Genomic DNA, 17,172 nt, shown 5'->3' with positions numbered 1-17,172 from the left:
TCTTTTACAACAGGCCGGTACCTTAAATATCTCAAACATAAAAGACACTATTTCCATATCAAACAAGGAAATTGGGGCTTCACTTAACCTTAAAATTGATCACCTAACACTGGCTTATCTTCTGCATAACTTTTCCAACTATCTCAATTTCAAGTCCATCATCTACTTTAATACTCGGCCAATTATCATTAAGCGTCAGCAATTCAAATTCAGAAGAGGTATAAGATAGTTTCTTATACTGGCAAACGATTGTTTCAGGTTTATCCGCCAACTTGACTAAGACAAAATCCCCTGGCTGAGGCGAAGTTGAAGGATCGATCACGAGTATATCATTCACCCTAATTTCAGGCATCATGCTCTCATCAGTCATCTTCAGCGCAAATGCTTCGTCGCCTAATTCAGGTAGTAGTACAGCGCTCACAGAAATCAAAACCACATCACTAGATGAACTCCGATCATGAATGGCTTCGATATGTGACTTAGCATCACAAGCCTGATGACGATCCAAAAGCGGGATTAAATGGCTAGGGCTTTTGGTTTTCTTTACCTGTTGCTCATCTGACAAGCACATTAAAAAAGCAGGTGATACGTCTAACGCCTGTGCCAGTTGCTTAATTTCTTCCGGGCCAGGAGTACGTGTGCCTTGTTCCCAATTAGTTAGGCGCGTTTGTTTCAAACCGCCAGCAAGTTCCCCGAGAGCTTTTAGCGTTAAGCCCTTAGCTTTCCTAGCCTCGAGAATGCGTCTGCCAATTTCTTTTTTAATGTTTAGCTCAGCCAAAGTTGCTCCAAAAAATAAGGATTATGTATTGCAATGTCACATTTCGTGATATATATTGAAACCTATTATTCACATATTGTGATTTTGTATTCCATTTTTTATAAAGATATCACATTATGAAAATAAAAACGAGGATTAACAGGAATATGTACCGATGATGGATTTTGTCATTAATGGTGAGGAGCTGGCGGCAATGAGTGGCTTGCCTCATATCCAGCAATTGGCTTATCTAAGAGGAATAAGACCGTATATGGATATTAAAACAGGAATAACTGGTATTAAGCGGCGAATCAGTTATCAGTCGATATCTGAACAGCTTTATATCGAGCCGCATCAAGGAATTAAAAGCCAAAGCTTTTCTCGTGATCAAGTACGTCGTGCAGTTTCAGGTTTGGAACGTGCGGGCATGATTGAAGTTCAATCTGACGGCATGCAACTCATTTTAAAATGTCCATTAGCTTCAAAGTATTATTCTGTCCAAAATAAAGCCGCCATAAACCAGCCACAGAAAGCCACCACAAAGCCGCACGATAAAGGCCTTGAAAATACTGGGGTTTTTGAAGGTGAGGCTATAAAAGCCGACATGGCTGAACCCCAAAAAGCCGCCACACCTCTTAAAGATAATAATTATATTTATTTATTAAGCCGCTTCGAACAATTTTGGAATTTATATCCCGAGAAAAAGTCACGCGAGCGTGCTTTTGAAACCTTCAAACAAATTAATCCAGACAAGCATCTGCTACGAACGATGCTGCAAGCACTCGATCAACAAACCAAAGCAAGAAAAGCAAAAGAAGCACACGGCGAATGGGTGCCACCCTGGAAATACCCAACCAACTGGCTGGCACAAAAATGCTGGGAAGATGAAGTCAAAACTGAAGTAATACAGGAGAAAAGGAATGCAAAGCGCCGCTCAAGTACTGAAACAACAGCCCATGATCCCTTCTGGAACCCAGAAACAGAAGACACAACAAGCACCGCAAAAGATGAATACGAACAGGACAACGTCGTCAAACTGCAATGCTACCGACAGCAATAAAAAGCGGATTGAGAACTTGTTTACTCGCTTTGCTGTTTTTTACGGGCACTTGTGGCGCAGCCAGTTCAAGAGCGATGGCTTTTTGGAGTTTGCTAAAAAGGAATGGCTGGAAGGCTTGAATCAATTCAGTGATGACGTTTTGCATCAGGCCATCATCGAATGTCGGGACTATTGTGAAATGCCGCCCAGCTTGCCGCAATTGATTGGCATTTGTCGTGGCATAAAAAAGCGTAACAACTTTTACGTCACACCCAAAGAATATACACCTGCCTCAAAAGAGGTCGTAAAAACAAACATCAAGCAATGCAAAGCATTTTTATTTAAATAAACCAAAAGGAGAAAAGACATGTTGGTTTTAACAAGAAGAATTGGGGAATCTGTTGTTATTCACGATGATGTTTATTGCACGGTTTTAGACTATCAAAACGGTGAGGTTCGCCTGGCTTTTGATGCGCCGATTTCCATCCCTGTTCACCGTGATGAAATCCAGCGCCGCATTTACCGCGATCGAATAAGGGATAACTGGTTTATCGATAAAACTCCAAACAAAGAAAGCATTGTCGACAGGCTCATTAATAAATTTAAAAGCAGTGCGGCTTAAGTCAAATGCTTAATGGGAATGATTCGATGAATATTGATGAACAACAGCTAGTAACGGTTAAAGACCGAGCCAAAGAAAAGCTAAGGCGGGATTTAGGTGGCTTGATTGAACAGGCTTTAAATGATCCAAAAACTGTCGAAATCATGCTTAACGCTGACGGCAGACTTTGGCAGGAACGACTCGGTGAAACAATGCGCTGCATTGGAACTATCACCGAGGCGCGAGCTGAAAGCATCATCAAAACCATCGCAGGTTTTCACGGTAAAGAAGTGACCCGATTGAAACCGATGATTGAGGGTGAATTGCCGCTGGATGGTTCACGCTTTGCGGGTCAACTTCCGCCAGTTGTCTCAAACCCGACCTTTGCTATCCGTAAAAAAGCGATATCGGTGTTTACATTGGATGAATACGTTCAATCGGACATTATGACGGCTGCACAGTGTGAGGTGATTAAAAAAGCAGTATCGAATCACCGAAATATTTTAGTCATTGGCGGTACGGGTTCAGGCAAAACCACATTGGTGAATGCCATCATCAATGAAATGGTGCAAAGCGCACCGGAAGAGCGCATTTTTATCATTGAGGATACTGGCGAAATCCAATGTTCAGCTGAAAACTGTGTTCAGTACCACACCACGCTTGATGTCAGCATGACCCAGCTTTTAAAAACGACGCTCAGGATGAGACCTGACCGCATCCTGGTTGGTGAAGTTCGAGGCAGTGAGGCTTTGGATTTATTAGATGCCTGGAACACGGGCCATGAAGGAGGAGCAGCCACCTTGCATGCCAATAATGCTCTTGCAGGGCTTCATCGTTTGAAATCTCTGATTACCAGAAACCCTGCTGCCCCGGCTGAAATTGAACCTTTAATTGGTGAGGCAGTTCATTGTGTAGTGCATATCGCAAGAACACCACAGGGACGTAAAGTTGAAGAAATCATATCCGTTAATGGCTTTGAAAACGGCCAATACCTAGTCGAAAAACTTGTTTGAGGAGAATATGAATGAACTATTTTGGCACTTTGAATTATAAAAGAATTGGGATGATAGGATTGGTCGTTTTATTTTTATTGTTTATGACCCATCCCGTCCTTGCATCTACAACGGGTGGAGGACTGCCCTTTGATTCATGGCTGACTAAAATCCAGAAATCCATCACCGGCCCTTTTGCTTTTAGTGCTGCCATCATTGGACTGGTTGCCGCTGGTGCTACGTTGATTTTTGGCGGTGATATGAATGGCTTTATGCGAACCCTTGTCTTTTTTGTTCTGGTTCTTTCATTTTTGGTTGCGGCACAAAACACCATGACGGCCATTACCGGCAAAGGTGCAGAAGTTACCAAACCATCTGTGGAATTATATAAAGCGGAGCATAAGTCATGAGTCTTCGCACTATACCTATTCGTCGCTGTGGAAACCGCGCAAGTCTTTTTATGGGTGGGGATCGTGAGCTGGTTATGTTCTCTGGATTGTTGTCGGCCATTTTAGTGTTTGCCGCTCAGGATTGGTTAGCTGCTATTGCTGGTATTGTTATGTGGTTTTTATCGCTGAAAGGACTTCGCTTAATGGCGAAATCAGATCCTTGCATGCGCGCAATCTATCTTAGGCAGCGAAGTTATCAAGCCTATTACCCTGCGCGTTCAACTCCATTCAGGGTTAATAAAAGAGGTAAACATGATTGAATTAATCACTATTTTACTCAGTATAACGGGGCTTGTCTTCTTAAGTTTCCTGTTTTACCAAGCTCGCCTGAAAAGCCAGGCGTATCATTTAAAAAAACATCGAAATACTAAGGCGGGTTTTGTTGATTTACTCAATTACGCTGCGGTGGTTGATGATGGCGTGATTATAGGCAAGAACGGCTCTTTTATGGCAGCTTGGCTTTATCGAGGCGAGGATAATGCCAGTACCACCGATGAAGCTCGGGAGATGGTGTCGTTTCGCATTAATCAAGCTTTGTCTGCTATGGGCAGTGGTTGGATGGTGCACGTTGATGCCATTAGACGTGCTGCCCCCGGGTACAGTGAAAGAGGTGGTTCGCACTTCCCAGATGCCATATCACAGGCTGTAGATGAGGAAAGAAGGCAGCTATTTGAAAGCATGGGGACATTATATGAGGGCTATTTTGTCATTACCTTGACTTGGTATCCACCGGTATTGGCGCAAAAACGTTTTGTTGAGTTGATGTTTGACGACAGCCAGGAACGTTTAAGCAAGAAAGCCAAAACCCATCAGCTGATTGAAGAATTTAAGCAATCCTGCCGGAACTTTGAATCACGCATGAGTTCAGCCCTTGATCTTGAAAGGCTACAGTCTGAACAGTGTATTGATGATGAAGGACAAACGGTTACGCATGACAACTTTTTAAGACATCTACAATTTTGTGTTACTGGCCTAAATCATCCGGTCAACTTACCTAAAAATCCTGTTTATCTTGATGCCTTAATCGGTGGTCAGGAATTAACGCCAGGTATCACGCCAAAGATTGGTCGAAAGTTCATTCAGTGCGTGGCCATTGAAGGATTCCCCATGGAGTCCTACCCTGGCATTTTAACAGCGCTCACCCAACTCCCTGTTGAATATCGATGGAGTTCTCGTTTTATCTTTATGGATGCGCATGAAGCGGTAGCGCATTTCACCAAATTTCGTAAAAAGTGGAAGCAAAAAGTCAGAGGCTTTTTCGATCAGATGTTTAATACTAATTCAGGTATTGTCGATGAAGATGCGCTTAGCATGGTAAATGATGCGCAGTCAGCGATTGCTGAAACCAACTCAGGCATGGTGGGGCAAGGTTATTATACCTCAGTTGTTGTTTTAATGGATGAAGACAGAACTTTAGTAGAAAAATCAGCGCTTTTCATTGAAAAGAATATCAACGCGCTAGGATTTACCGCAAGAACTGAAACCATTAACACCATGGATGCTTTCATGGGTAGCCTTCCTGGTCATGGCGTTGAAAATATCAGGCGGCCACTCATCAACACCATGAATTTGGCCGACTTGTTGCCTACATCCAGCATCTGGACTGGAGAAAACAAAGCGCCTTGCCCGCTGTTTCCACCGATGTCACCGCCTTTGATGCATTGTGTCACCAATGGTAATGCGCCATTTCGCTTGAGCCTTCATGTTAGAGATTTAGGCCATGGCATTATGTTTGGTCCTACCCGTTCTGGTAAATCTACTCATCTTGGTTTATTAGCTCTGTCCTGGAGACGTTATAAAGATGCTCGCATTTATTCCTTTGATAAAGGGATGTCGATGTATCCAACTTGCAAAGCCACTGGTGGTGAGCATTACACCATTGCTGATAAAGATTCACTGCTTGCATTTGCGCCCTTACAGTTTTTAGCAACCAAAGGGGACCGCGCCTGGGCCATGGAGTGGATTGATACCATTCTGGCACTAAATGGCTTAAATACCACAGCAGCACAACGCAATGAAATCGGACATGCCATTATCGGCATGCATGAAAGTGGTTCTAAAACCCTATCTGAATTTGTCATGACCATTCAAGATGAATCTATTCGCGAAACACTTAAACAATACACCATTGATGGATTGATGGGGCATCTGCTGGATGCTGAAAGCGATGGTTTAGGCCTTTCTTCATTTATGACGTTTGAAATCGAGCATTTAATGGGATTAGGTGAGAAATTTGCGCTACCCGTTTTGTTGTATCTGTTTCGGCGCATCGAAACTTCTCTGGATGGCCGGCCAACCCTAATTTTATTGGATGAGGCATGGCTGATGCTGGCACATCCTGTCTTTAAAAACAAAATTGCTGAATGGCTAGATTCGATGGCCAAAAAGAACTGTGTGGTGTTCATGGCAACACAACATTTATCCCATGCAGCGGGTTCTGGCATTTTAGACATTATTGTTGAATCAACCGCCAGTAAAATTTTCTTACCTAATCTCTATGCCAGAGATCCAGAAACTCGTGTGATTTATGAGCGCATGGGTTTAAACCCTCGCCAGATAGACATCATCGCGTCTGCCCAGCCAAAACGTGATTACTACTATGTCAGTGAAAAAGGACAACGCCTGTATCAACTGGCATTAGGTCCCTTGGCTCTGGCGTTTGTGTGTGCCACCGATCCCGACTCCATTGAGCGTATGAAGCAACTTGAGCAGAAATACGGTACTGAGTGGGTGTCTTATTGGCTGTCAGAAAAAGGAATTGAACTCAATCAATACGGAGAAGCCGCATGAGTAAACTAAACCTTTGGCTTAAAAAGCTAAGCCAGAAAACAAAAAATGAAGCATTAACTGATAATCCTTATCTCAATGCTAAACGAGCCTGGAATGTCCATACCGCGGGATTGATGAAATCCTTACAGGTCTGGCAGTTAGTTGGACTGAGTAGTTTATTAATAACACTGGCCGCCGTTGGTGGACTGATATCAATTGGCAGTCAGTCTAAATTTATCCCACTGGTGTTTCAACAAGATGCCAACGGCAATACCCTTTCAGTAACTCGCGCCGATAGAGTGGGTCAACCCTCCATTGATGATTATCGAGCGGCAGCGGCGCATTTCATTGAAAATATTCGCATGGTCAGTGCAGATGTCGAGTTACAAAAAAAGGCCGTTTTTCAAGTCTATTCCTATTTAAACCAAAACGATGCAGCGCTTAATAAAGTCCAGGAATTTTATAACGACAAGCAGCGCTCTAATCCTTTTGAACGCGCCACGCGTGAAATTGTGAACATTGAAATTCGTTCAGTTCTTCAGGAGTCAGAAAACACCTGGCAAGTGGATTGGGTCGAGACGGTAAGAAATCGTGACGGCACTGTTAAAGAAAAACCATCTGTCATGAAAGCAATGGTAACGATGTATCAAGACAACGAACTTAACGATATTTCCAGTGAGTCCATTTTGAAGAATCCTCACTTGATCTATGTGCGCGATTTCAACTGGTCTTATGACCTAAAGCATGGGGAACAATAATGAAAAGACTATTTCTCTTTATGATTTTGGCTTTGCCGCTGAGCGCTTTCGCCCAGGATAATGATGAACTGGGCAATCTCTATTTTTCTAAAAATATGCCGAAATTATCCGGCAAAGACAAGTTGGCTTTAAATATAGCCGAGCGCTTTCAACAAGGCGATAAAACCAGCAAGCCTTTTCAATCCTCGGATGGTTCAGTCAGTTTTGTCTATGGCTCAGGTCAAATCAGGGTTGTATGTGCGCCCTTGCAGGTTTGTGATATCGCTTTGCAAAAAGGCGAGCAGTTTAATGATATGAATGTTGGCGATCCTCGCTTTATTGTTGAGCCTTCGATTACGGGTGTTGGAGCCAGTCAGCAAATTCATCTCATTATCAAGCCAAGAGATGTGGGACTTGATTCTTCTTTGGTCGTGACTACAGACAGGAGAACTTATCATTTCCGCTTAAAATCTGATCGCTATGAGTTTATGCCCTATGTCTCATTTATTTATCCAGATGAAGCCAAAGCAAAATGGCGTTTGATACAAAAGATTCAAGCAGAACATAGAGCCGCCAATACCTTCCCTGAAACGAATGAATACTTAGGCAATCTAAATTTCAATTACCGAATCCAGGGCAATGCCCGCTTCAAGCCAGTACGAATATATAACAATGGCGTTAAAACCATCATTGAAATGCCTAAAGCAATAATGCAAAGCGAAGCGCCTGCTCTCCTGGTATTAAGAAAAGGTGGTTTCTTCCAGAAATCAGAGACAGTGATGGTCAATTATCGCTTGCAAGATTGTCGCTATATTGTCGATAGCGTGTTCGACAAGGCTATGTTGGTTGTCGGCAGTGGCTCATCTCAAGAAAAAATTACCATTACGAGGTGCTAATAATGAAAAAATTAAGCGTGTTACTTCTGACTATTTTGTTATCGAGCTGTGCCAGCATGCGTTATGGAAATTTTACGGAAACCTCCCAAAACAAGGATATCTATTTGGCTAAAGATGCCGTATCCCAATTAACTCGTGTTTATCCGCCAGCTAGAAATACCTTTTGTATCAGTCAGAAAGTAAGGGATGCTTTTGGTATCAAGCTTATTCAAGAGATGCGCAAAAAAGGGTATGGCGTAGTTGAAAATATCCGCCCAAGGCAAAAGGCAAATTTCTTTTATGTGGTGGATGAGGCGGAAATTGGCCGTCTGTACCGAGTCAGTCTTTATATTGGTCAAGAGACTCTGAGTAGAGTCTACGCAAAAACGAATGGCAAGCTTACCCCAATTAGCCCATGGTCACATAAGGAGTGATAAAAATGCGTCAGAATAACGATCTATTATCACCGGATTCCTCGCCCCAAAAGCTCTCCACAGCTGGCGTCAAGCGGGTAAACAATATGCCCTTGTTCATTGCGGTTGGTGTTTTGACGGTTTTTGTTGTGTTGATAGCGCTCGCAGCCCTTAAAAGAGCAAATGCACAGAACCAAATCGCAGAACCATTAAGGCTAAAAACAGCCAAGAAAAATACCATGAACCTTGCTTATGAGGTTGTGGGGGATCATAAGTCAGGGATGATTGCAGCAAATAATGTAGCAAAGGCAAATCCCTTGGAACCTTCATTGCCAATGCCTATACCGCAGCAACCAACGGTAAAACTTGAAACAGAGGATCAGTCTATATCTGATAATGAAGTTGAACGTATTCGCCAGGAAAAGACCCAAGCGTTTGAAGAAGCAGTGAAAGCAAAAACATCCATCATGGTGGAAAACGCTCGTTTCAATGTTAGAGACAATACAGTTGGGGATAATGTCAATGGTACCAACTCTTTTAAAGAGCATCTTCAACAGTTACAAACTATGCAAAACTCCAGACCAATGCCACAAACTTTGGGTGGGGCAGAAAATGAAAGTCGCTGGCATTTAAACTCAAAACTTGAAAATCCAAACAGTCGCTATGAATTAAGAGCCGGAGGTGTGATTCCAGGGGTGATGGTCAGTGGTATTTCCTCAGAATTACCAGGGCAGATTATCGGCCAGGTATCACAAAATGTTTATGATACGACAACAGGCCGCTTTCTTTTAATCCCACAAGGCACAAAGCTGATTGGAATATATTCTAGTGATGTGAGCTTTGGTCAGAATTCAGTATTGGTAGCCTGGCAGCGTCTGGTTTTCCCAGATGGCAAAGCATTGGATATTGGTTCCATGCCTGGGGCTGATAGTGCCGGATATGGCGGGTTTAGAGATCAGGTTGATCATCATTATGCAAGAATTTATGGCTCGGCCCTTTTAATGTCGGGCATTGTTGCGGGTATTACCTACAGCCAAACCGCCAACCAGTCTAACCAAATTGGTTATAACCAACCTACTGCTGGCAATGTTTTGAGCCAAGCATTAGGTCAGCAACTCGGTGAAGTGACCTCTCAATTGGTGTCCAAAAATCTAAATGTTTCACCGACCATTCATGTTCGACCTGGTTACCGTTTCAATGTCATCGTCGTAAAAGATTTAACGTTTAAACAGCCCTATCGGCAGTTTGTTTATTGAATAAGGGGAGTCCAATGAAACTAAAATTAATGCTTGTATTTTTGTGGTCTGCAAATGTTTTTTCCAGTGGCGCACCTGTGTTTGACTTCGCCAACTGGATTGAAAATGGAAAAATTATCATTAATCAGGTGAGCCAATATAAGACTCAAGTCGATCAATACCAAAATCAACTCCAGCAATATCAGAACATGCTGGAAAACACAAAATCCTTGACCTCTTTTCAATGGGATAATGCCAACTCTGTCATCAATAACCTGCTTGATACAACGAATACGATTGATTATTACAAACAGGAAGCTGGCAGCCTACAAGGTTATCTCGACCGTTTCCAAAGCCAAGAGTATTATCAAAAAACAGCCTGTTTTAATGAAAGTGGCAGGTGTTCACCAGAGGAACTCAAAAAAATTAAACAAAACAAAATGGCGGCCTCCGTGGCTGAAAAACGTGCCAATGATGCCATGCTCAAGGGCATTGATAAGCAACAGCAGAACTTAAAAAAGGATTCTGAAAAATTACGAGTCTTACAATCCCAAGCCCAAACTGCACAAGGACAAAAACAAGCACTTCAAGCCGCTTCACAATTGTCCAGCAATCAAGCGCATCAATTATTGCAAATCAGGGGACTATTAGTCGCTCAACAAAACGCACAGGCGGTAAGGGATGCTGCGGCGACAAATAAAGAAGCCATACAGACCGCTGGAGATGATCGTTTTCGGGAAGGCGTCTACCATAAAAGTTCCGGCAAGAAATGGTAACTAATTCATAACATCAAGGAGAATAACAAATGAAAATTTTAACTTTATCTTTAGCACTTTTGGTTTGCTTGCTTTCAGGCTGTGACAGTGCTGAAACCAAAGCGAGAAAAAAAGCAGAGCATCTTGCCTCACTGACCTGTGACAGTTCTAAAAAAGGACGTACCAAAGAAGAACTGCAAGCGATAGCAGATGCTTGCTTTAAACGCGGCAGTTACTCCAAAAGTTCCGGCACGAAATGGTAATACTATGAAAAAGACAATAACAAGCTTCACTCTATTATTTTTAATTGGATTTTCAGGCATTTGCCACGCCCAGGGGGTTGGTATGGATAGCAGAGATTTACTTGATAACATCCTCTATCGCTTCTCCAATAATGCCTCAATGTGGAGTCACACCATTTTAAGCTATGCCCGATACCTGTTTTGGTCTTTGGCTACCATTAGCATGGTATGGACCTATGGCTTAATGGCGTTGCGCAAGGCAGATATTCAAGAGTTTATGGCAGAAACCGTTCGGTTTTTAGTGGTAGTCGGTTTTTTCTACTGGATTTTAGATAATGGTCCTGCCATTGCAACCGCCATCATGGACTCTTTGCGCAAGCTCGCAGCAAATGCTTCTGGTATCTCGGCTACTGTATCGCCTTCTGATATCGTTGATGTGGGTTTTGATATTGTTTCAAAGGCAATTGATAACTCATCCATCTGGTCACCAGCAGCAACGACGGTTGGACTGATAGTCGCAGGCATCATCCTCATCGTTTTGGCATTAGTCAGTATCAATATGCTCATCATCCTGATTACCGCCTGGATTTTAACTTACGGTGGCATCGTTCTATTGGGTTTTGGCGGTGGCCGCTGGACGCAGGATATTGCCATTCAATATTACAAAACTGTACTTGGTATCGCATTACAGGCGTTTGCCATGATTTTGATTATCGGCATCGGTAAGTCGTTTGTTGACCAATATTATGCTGCCATGGCCAAAGACATTCTCTTAAAAGAAATGTTTATCATGCTTGTTGTAGCCGTTGTATTACTGGTACTCATCAACAAAATTCCACCTGTTTTGGCAGGTATTGTTTCTGGTGGCGGTTCAGGTGGCGGTGGTGGCGGTCTTGGCTTGGGTGGTGCCTTAGGTGCTGCGGGCATTGCAGGCACCGCTTTAGCGGGTGCGGCAGGAGCAGTAAGCGCTCATAGTGCTGGCGGTCTTTCTGCACTGAATGCCGCATTCAAAGCGGCTTCTCAAAGTGTTGGCGCAGGTGACACGGGTGCCTTTTCAGGCAGTAGTTCGGGTTCAAAACTAGGTAGTTTAGCTCAAGCCATGGGACAAGCTTCAAAATTTGCCGGCTCTTTTGGTTCGCACTTAGCTTCTGGTGCATTTGATGTAGCTCGTGAAAAAGCAGGTGGCATGAAGGCTTCCTTTTCTGCAAAAGCCTCTGATACCACAGGTGGAAAGATTGCCGATGCTATTCATCAACGAGCATCAATCAATACCGAATCATCTTCGTCAGAGCATCAATCATCTGAATCTCAAAATGTCACATCCATGGGTGCGCCAGAAGGTAGCTTTAGTTCTGGAAGTGATGACTTCGTTCCTCAAGAAGATTGCTCTGATGAAGTCAGTCAGTTTGTCAATCAAAAGGCATCGGGAGACAGTCAATGAGTCTGATTAAGCCCAATAAAGCCATTGGTCCGCAAGTGAGGCAAAAACACCAGGACAAGGTGAGTAAACAGCTAATTATTTTAGTCGTTCTCTCGCAGATTTTAAGCATGCAGATTGGCACACAGTATGTGGCTTATAAGCTGCATTTTAGTGATGGATTGGGCATATCTTGGCATCATGTCTATTTGCCCTGGCAGTCACTCTGGTGGGGCTTGAAGTACCACCATTTTTACCCTGATTATTTTAATGCGGCTTTTGGGCTAATGGTGATGAGTGGCTGCCTTTTTTTAATGCTGGTCGTTTTTGCAGGCAAGCATTTAAAAAAAGAAAATGTCAGTGAATATTTACATGGATCTGCAAGATGGGCTAACCAAGAGGATTTACAAGATGCTGGACTTATTGGCAATGAAGAAGGCGTCTATGTAGGGGCTTTTGAAAATGAAAAAGGTGATATTCATTATTTACGCCATAACGGACCAGAACACATACTAACCTATGCCCCAACACGTTCTGGCAAAGGTGTTGGCCTTGTTATTCCTACCCTTTTATCTTGGAAACAGTCTTGTATCATTACCGATTTAAAAGGAGAGCTGTGGGCATTAACAGCTGGTTGGCGTCAAAAACATGCCAATAACAAAGTCATTCGCTTTGAGCCAGCAACCTTAAAAGGATCAGCCCGCTGGAATCCATTGGATGAAATCAGGGTTGGTACTGAATATGAAGTTGGTGATGTACAAAATCTCGCTACACTTGTGGTTGATCCCGATGGAAAAGGGCTTGAAACCCATTGGCAGAAAACATCCCAGGCATTGTTGGTTGGATTTATTCTGCATGCCATTTATAAGCTGAGAAATCAGGGAGAACCAGCCACCTTTCCTAACATTGACAGGATGCTTGTTGATCCCAATACCAATATCGCTGATTTACTGATTGAAATGACTCAATATCATCATGTTGATGGCAAAACGCATCCCGTAATCAGTGCCTCTGCACGTGATATGATTGACAGGCCGGAGGAAGAAGCAGGTTCCGTATTATCCACCTTAAAGTCCTATCTGGCTTTATACCGAGATCCAGTCGTGGCGCACAATGTGTCTGCCTCTGATTTTTGCATCAAAGATTTGATGCACCATGACAGGCCTGTCAGTCTTTATATTGTGACACAACCCAATGATAAAGCACGGTTGCAACCCCTGGTTCGTGTCATGCTGAATATGGTTGTTCGCCTTTTGGCCGATAAAATGGAATTTGAGCGGGTAGATGGATTTATAAGAACGAAGAAAACCTATAAACATCGCCTGTTGTGCATGATTGATGAGTTTCCAAGCCTTGGCAAGCTTGATATTTTACAAGAGTCATTGGCTTTTGTTGCCGGATACGGTTTGAAGTTTTACCTTATTTGTCAGGACATCAACCAGCTTAAAAGTCGAGAGCGAGGCTATGGACCTGATGAAACCATTACGTCTAATTGTCATATCCAAAACGCCTATCCCCCCAACCGAATTGAAACCGCCGAACACCTTTCAAAACTGACAGGCCAGACCACCATTGTCAAAGAACATATCACCACCAGCGGTAAGCGAATATCAACCTTTTTAACCCAGATATCTAAAACGATGCAGGAAGTATCCCGTCCACTTCTAACCATTGATGAATGCCAACGTATGCCAGGCCCAAAAAAAGATGAGAACGGCTTAATTCGTGAGGCAGGCGATATGGTGGTCTACGTGGCAGGCTTTCCCGCTATTTATGGGAAACAGCCGCTTTATTTTAAAGATCCCGTTTTTATTGCCAGAGCATCGGTTGAGGCCCCAATTCAATCAGATATCTTACGCGCTCGTTTAAGCAAAGATGAGGAAATCAGGCTATGAGGAAATTGACGGCCTGGATTAGCATTTTTTTACTGAGTATTTTAAGTGCAGTACTTCTTCTGATTGCTATGGGTTTTAGGATTAACATGACCGATTCTATTCCTATTGGTCTTTATCGCATATCAAACATAAAAAATCTAAAAAATGCTTTTGTGATTTTTTGCCCAGAGGACAAGCCAGTCTTCCAACAAGCAAAAAATAGAGGGTATATCGGTAGTGGTTTTTGTCCAGGTGGCTATGGGTATTTAATGAAAAAAGTCGTGGCCATCAAAGGCGATATCATCTCTGTCACCGATGAAGGAGTACTCGTTAATCATCAACTTATTTCTTTTTCAAAACCAATATCAACAGATGGAATAAACCGTCCTTTACCGCAATGGCGCACAATAGATTATCAGCTTAAAGAAGATGAAATATTGACCATGACCAGTCAAAGCGCATGGTCTTTTGACAGTCGATATTACGGTCCTGTTCACTTAAGCCAAATCAAGGGAATAATCACACCCGTATGGGTCAAAGCAACAATGGAGAAATTGCATGAATAAAGAAACCAAGCTAAACGATGTGATTTCAGAAAAATTAGAGGACTTGATGGTCCCTGGTTTTATCACTGAGGTCACACCCATCGAGGCAGACATCATGGGCGCCTTTTCTGAGGACGCCTTAAGTGAAATTGATGCTCAGGAGGCAGCCTATGACTAAGATGTCTCACCACCAAATGGTTGCCAATCAAATCATTGAAAGCTTAAAACTTGGAAGCGCGCCCTGGTTAAAGCCCTGGGAGCCTGGCATAGGTGATGGTCATATTCCCTTTAATCCCGTTACCGGAAAGCGATATCGTGGTATCAATGCCCTATATTTAATGTTGAACCAAGATGGCGATAACCGCTGGCTAACCTACAAACAGGCCCAAAGCATCGATGCACAGGTCCGAAAAGGTGAGAAAGGCACAACGGTACAATACTGGAAATTTAGCGAAGAAAAAATCAAAAAAGATAATGCAGGCAATGCCGTTATTGATGAGCAGGGCAATCCAATCAAAGTGCAGGTTAACCTTGAAAGACCCAAGGTGTTTTATGCCAGGGTATTTCACGCCTCCCAAATTGATAATATGCCGGAACTGGTTCAAAAAGAGCAGGACTGGTCCTTAATCGATAGAGCTGAAACTTTGCTATTAAATTCTGGTGCTGCCGTTTTTCATTCAGAAGCAGATAGAGCATTTTACAGGCTATCAACCGACAGCATTCATTTGCCTCCAAAGGAGAAATTTAAATCTGCCGCCCATTATTATGCCACTGCCCTGCATGAGTTAGGTCACTGGAGCGGCCATCCTTCAAGGCTTAATCGAGACTTGAGCCATCCTTTTGGCAGTGAAGGCTATGCCAAAGAAGAATTAAGAGCTGAAATTGCCAGCATGTTGTTGGGCGCGGAGCTTGGCATTGGTCACGACCCTTCTCAACACACGGCTTACATCAAGTCATGGGCTCAAATTTTAGAAGATGATCCACTGGAAATATTCAGAGCCTCAGCCGATGCGGAAAAAATCGTCAATCATATTTGCGCTTTGGAACAGGTCCAGGACTTAAATCTTGAGCTGCCCATTGAAACCAGGGATGAGCAACCAAAAGAGGAAATCCTCATGGAATCCAAACAATACATCTCCGAGAAAATCTGGCTCAGCATCCCTTACAAAGAAAAAGACAAAGCAAAATCAATAGCAGGTAAGCTTGCTGATGGGACAACTGGGATTGCCTGGGACAAACATCAGAAATGCTGGTATGCAAAGCCAGGTGTTGATATTGAAAAAATCAAACCCTGGCTTCCAGAAAAGCAAATTTCACCAGAAGATAAAGCCCTAACACCAGCTGATGAGTTCAAAGCAGCATTAATCAGCTTAGGTGCCATCGTAACAGGCGAACATCCCATCATGGATGGCAAACCCCATCGAATACAAATGGATGATGATAAACAGGGTGAAAAGGCAGGATTTTATGTGGCCCATTTAGATGGTATTCCCGCAGGCTATATCAAAAATAATCGCACAGGTAGTGAATTAAAATGGAAATGCAAAGGTTATATATTAACCGATGAGCAAAAATCAGCTCTTAAAGCTCAGGCACTTGAAAATCAGAAAAATCGAGAACTTGAACTTGATGAAAAGCATGAAAATACTGCTCTCAAACTAAAGCTTAGGCTATCCAAAATGAAAGAGGCCACCGAGCAAACCCCATACATGAAATCAAAAGGTATTCAGGTCCACCCCGGTGTTTATACTAGCCCAGCACACAAAATGACCTGTATTCCTGCAATGGATATTGATGGAAAAATCTGGAGCATTCAATATATCGGTGATGATGGCACCAAAAATTTTGCTAAAGACTCCAGAAAGGAAGGCTGCTTTCACGCATTAGGTGGCATAGAAAAACTTGCTGACTCGCCCGTCATCGTCATTGCTGAGGGTTATGCAACCGCGGCAACAATAAAAGAAGCCACTGATCTGCCAGCGGTTGTTTCGGCCTTTGATGCGGGAAATCTTAAATCAGTAGCGAAAGCATTACATGAAAAGTATCCCCATACTCCGATCATGCTGGCCGCTGATGATGATAAACATCTTGAACAGTCGAAAGGTGTCAATCCCGGTAAAGAAAAAGCCGGTGAAGCCGCCGATGCTGTCAATGGCTTTATTGTTATACCAACCTTTGCACCAGGTGAGCAGTCATTAAATCCTAAGCAATTCAGTGATTTTAATGACTTGGCCGCCCGCAGTAAGCTAGGCATCGAGGGTGTTAAACGTCAAATAAAGCCAAAGATAGAAAAAATTGCGAATCGATATAAACGTTTACGCCAGTCGCAAGCACGTAATATTGTGCATAATAAAGCTATTGCCAGCATTGTACATGTCGGCTTTGATGGCAGACATGTACAAACAACCGGAAAATATTAAATTCACTTTTCCTATAAGGTTTCCTGAATATTTAAATAGTATTATAATTCAA

19 protein-coding genes are annotated in these 17,172 nt (G+C 42.9%); 18 read left to right on the top strand and 1 reads right to left on the bottom strand.

Going from position 1 to position 17,172, the window contains the following annotated elements:
• Positions 1 to 103: 103 nt before the first annotated feature.
• The gene (locus E4T55_RS07965; RefSeq protein WP_058502879.1) at positions 104 to 778 is read right to left on the bottom strand and encodes a LexA family protein; all 675 of its coding nucleotides are present in this window, start codon (positions 776 to 778) and stop codon (positions 104 to 106) included.
• Between the two features lie 157 nt (positions 779 to 935).
• Between E4T55_RS07965 and E4T55_RS07960 the strand changes: the two genes are divergently transcribed.
• Genes E4T55_RS07960 through E4T55_RS07880 form a run of 18 tightly spaced genes read left to right on the top strand, consistent with a single transcriptional unit; the run spans position 936 to position 17,120 of the window.
• Positions 936 to 1,817, top strand: coding sequence for a hypothetical protein (locus E4T55_RS07960; RefSeq protein WP_058502978.1), 882 nt, complete (start codon positions 936 to 938; stop codon positions 1,815 to 1,817).
• Positions 1,818 to 1,833: 16 nt separating this feature from the next.
• Entirely contained in the window at positions 1,834 to 2,145 is a 312-nt protein-coding gene (locus tag E4T55_RS07955) for a hypothetical protein (RefSeq protein WP_058502878.1), read from the top strand.
• Between the two features lie 18 nt (positions 2,146 to 2,163).
• Complete coding sequence (locus E4T55_RS07950) at positions 2,164 to 2,418, top strand: carbon storage regulator (RefSeq protein WP_058502877.1); 255 nt, start codon at positions 2,164 to 2,166, stop codon at positions 2,416 to 2,418.
• A 26-nt stretch (positions 2,419 to 2,444) separates the two neighbouring features.
• Entirely contained in the window at positions 2,445 to 3,410 is a 966-nt protein-coding gene (trbB, locus tag E4T55_RS07945) for a P-type conjugative transfer ATPase TrbB (protein ID WP_058502876.1), read from the top strand.
• Positions 3,411 to 3,421: 11 nt separating this feature from the next.
• On the top strand, positions 3,422 to 3,799 hold the full coding sequence (locus tag E4T55_RS07940; RefSeq protein WP_058502875.1) for a TrbC/VirB2 family protein: 378 nt from the start codon (positions 3,422 to 3,424) through the stop codon (positions 3,797 to 3,799).
• A complete protein-coding gene (locus E4T55_RS07935) occupies positions 3,796 to 4,098 on the top strand; it encodes a conjugal transfer protein TrbD (RefSeq protein ID WP_058502874.1) in 303 nt (100 codons plus the stop codon). The genes E4T55_RS07940 and E4T55_RS07935 overlap by 4 nt, the downstream gene beginning before the upstream one ends.
• Positions 4,091 to 6,628 (top strand): VirB4 family type IV secretion/conjugal transfer ATPase, encoded by a 2,538-nt coding sequence (locus E4T55_RS07930; RefSeq protein ID WP_058502873.1) that lies wholly within the window; start codon positions 4,091 to 4,093, stop codon positions 6,626 to 6,628. Before E4T55_RS07935 ends, E4T55_RS07930 begins: the two co-directional genes overlap by 8 nt.
• A complete protein-coding gene (locus tag E4T55_RS07925; protein ID WP_058502872.1) occupies positions 6,625 to 7,365 on the top strand; it encodes a conjugal transfer protein TrbF in 741 nt (246 codons plus the stop codon). Before E4T55_RS07930 ends, E4T55_RS07925 begins: the two co-directional genes overlap by 4 nt.
• Positions 7,365 to 8,240: a P-type conjugative transfer protein TrbG gene (trbG, locus tag E4T55_RS07920; RefSeq protein ID WP_058502871.1), complete on the top strand. Its 876-nt coding sequence runs from the start codon at positions 7,365 to 7,367 to the stop codon at positions 8,238 to 8,240. Before E4T55_RS07925 ends, trbG begins: the two co-directional genes overlap by 1 nt.
• A gap of 2 nt (positions 8,241 to 8,242) precedes the next feature.
• Positions 8,243 to 8,653: a conjugal transfer protein TrbH gene (locus E4T55_RS07915; protein WP_058502870.1), complete on the top strand. Its 411-nt coding sequence runs from the start codon at positions 8,243 to 8,245 to the stop codon at positions 8,651 to 8,653.
• Positions 8,654 to 8,658: 5 nt separating this feature from the next.
• Positions 8,659 to 9,888: a TrbI/VirB10 family protein gene (locus E4T55_RS07910; protein ID WP_058502869.1), complete on the top strand. Its 1,230-nt coding sequence runs from the start codon at positions 8,659 to 8,661 to the stop codon at positions 9,886 to 9,888.
• 14 nt (positions 9,889 to 9,902) lie between these two features.
• Positions 9,903 to 10,643, top strand: a complete 741-nt coding sequence (gene trbJ, locus E4T55_RS07905) for a P-type conjugative transfer protein TrbJ (RefSeq protein WP_058502868.1) — start codon at positions 9,903 to 9,905, stop codon at positions 10,641 to 10,643.
• A gap of 29 nt (positions 10,644 to 10,672) precedes the next feature.
• Positions 10,673 to 10,885: a hypothetical protein gene (locus E4T55_RS07900; protein ID WP_058502867.1), complete on the top strand. Its 213-nt coding sequence runs from the start codon at positions 10,673 to 10,675 to the stop codon at positions 10,883 to 10,885.
• Positions 10,886 to 10,889: 4 nt separating this feature from the next.
• Positions 10,890 to 12,305 carry a P-type conjugative transfer protein TrbL gene (trbL, locus tag E4T55_RS07895; protein WP_058502866.1) on the top strand — a complete coding sequence of 472 codons (1,416 nt, stop codon included), beginning with the start codon at positions 10,890 to 10,892 and terminating at the stop codon, positions 12,303 to 12,305.
• Positions 12,302 to 14,176, top strand: coding sequence for a type IV secretory system conjugative DNA transfer family protein (locus E4T55_RS07890; RefSeq protein ID WP_058502865.1), 1,875 nt, complete (start codon positions 12,302 to 12,304; stop codon positions 14,174 to 14,176). Before trbL ends, E4T55_RS07890 begins: the two co-directional genes overlap by 4 nt.
• On the top strand, positions 14,173 to 14,721 hold the full coding sequence (traF, locus tag E4T55_RS07885) for a conjugative transfer signal peptidase TraF (protein WP_058502864.1): 549 nt from the start codon (positions 14,173 to 14,175) through the stop codon (positions 14,719 to 14,721). The genes E4T55_RS07890 and traF overlap by 4 nt, the downstream gene beginning before the upstream one ends.
• Positions 14,714 to 14,878 carry a hypothetical protein gene (locus E4T55_RS15205; RefSeq protein WP_058502863.1) on the top strand — a complete coding sequence of 55 codons (165 nt, stop codon included), beginning with the start codon at positions 14,714 to 14,716 and terminating at the stop codon, positions 14,876 to 14,878. Before traF ends, E4T55_RS15205 begins: the two co-directional genes overlap by 8 nt.
• Complete coding sequence (locus tag E4T55_RS07880) at positions 14,871 to 17,120, top strand: zincin-like metallopeptidase domain-containing protein (RefSeq protein ID WP_082636580.1); 2,250 nt, start codon at positions 14,871 to 14,873, stop codon at positions 17,118 to 17,120. Before E4T55_RS15205 ends, E4T55_RS07880 begins: the two co-directional genes overlap by 8 nt.
• Positions 17,121 to 17,172 lie beyond the last annotated feature (52 nt).

It is taken from the genome of Legionella israelensis, from assembly GCF_004571175.1.
Lineage (GTDB): Bacteria > Pseudomonadota > Gammaproteobacteria > Legionellales > Legionellaceae > Legionella_D > Legionella_D israelensis.
Note: the sequence above shows the minus strand (reverse complement) of the source record. Positions and strands in the feature narration are given on the sequence as shown.

Bases quoted from the DNA above. Each gene is read 5' to 3' on its own strand.
- E4T55_RS07960 (WP_058502978.1), top strand. From the start codon at position 936: ATGGATTTTGTCATTAATGGTGAGGAGCTGGCGGCAATGAGTGGCTTG.
- E4T55_RS07950 (WP_058502877.1), top strand. From the start codon at position 2,164: ATGTTGGTTTTAACAAGAAGAATTGGGGAATCTGTTGTTATTCACGAT.
- trbB (WP_058502876.1), top strand. From the start codon at position 2,445: ATGAATATTGATGAACAACAGCTAGTAACGGTTAAAGACCGAGCCAAA.
- E4T55_RS07940 (WP_058502875.1), top strand. From the start codon at position 3,422: ATGAACTATTTTGGCACTTTGAATTATAAAAGAATTGGGATGATAGGA.
- E4T55_RS07935 (WP_058502874.1), top strand. From the start codon at position 3,796: ATGAGTCTTCGCACTATACCTATTCGTCGCTGTGGAAACCGCGCAAGT.
- E4T55_RS07930 (WP_058502873.1), top strand. From the start codon at position 4,091: ATGATTGAATTAATCACTATTTTACTCAGTATAACGGGGCTTGTCTTC.
- E4T55_RS07925 (WP_058502872.1), top strand. From the start codon at position 6,625: ATGAGTAAACTAAACCTTTGGCTTAAAAAGCTAAGCCAGAAAACAAAA.
- trbG (WP_058502871.1), top strand. From the start codon at position 7,365: ATGAAAAGACTATTTCTCTTTATGATTTTGGCTTTGCCGCTGAGCGCT.
- E4T55_RS07915 (WP_058502870.1), top strand. From the start codon at position 8,243: ATGAAAAAATTAAGCGTGTTACTTCTGACTATTTTGTTATCGAGCTGT.
- E4T55_RS07910 (WP_058502869.1), top strand. From the start codon at position 8,659: ATGCGTCAGAATAACGATCTATTATCACCGGATTCCTCGCCCCAAAAG.
- trbJ (WP_058502868.1), top strand. From the start codon at position 9,903: ATGAAACTAAAATTAATGCTTGTATTTTTGTGGTCTGCAAATGTTTTT.
- E4T55_RS07900 (WP_058502867.1), top strand. From the start codon at position 10,673: ATGAAAATTTTAACTTTATCTTTAGCACTTTTGGTTTGCTTGCTTTCA.
- trbL (WP_058502866.1), top strand. From the start codon at position 10,890: ATGAAAAAGACAATAACAAGCTTCACTCTATTATTTTTAATTGGATTT.
- E4T55_RS07890 (WP_058502865.1), top strand. From the start codon at position 12,302: ATGAGTCTGATTAAGCCCAATAAAGCCATTGGTCCGCAAGTGAGGCAA.
- traF (WP_058502864.1), top strand. From the start codon at position 14,173: ATGAGGAAATTGACGGCCTGGATTAGCATTTTTTTACTGAGTATTTTA.
- E4T55_RS15205 (WP_058502863.1), top strand. From the start codon at position 14,714: ATGAATAAAGAAACCAAGCTAAACGATGTGATTTCAGAAAAATTAGAG.
- E4T55_RS07880 (WP_082636580.1), top strand. From the start codon at position 14,871: ATGACTAAGATGTCTCACCACCAAATGGTTGCCAATCAAATCATTGAA.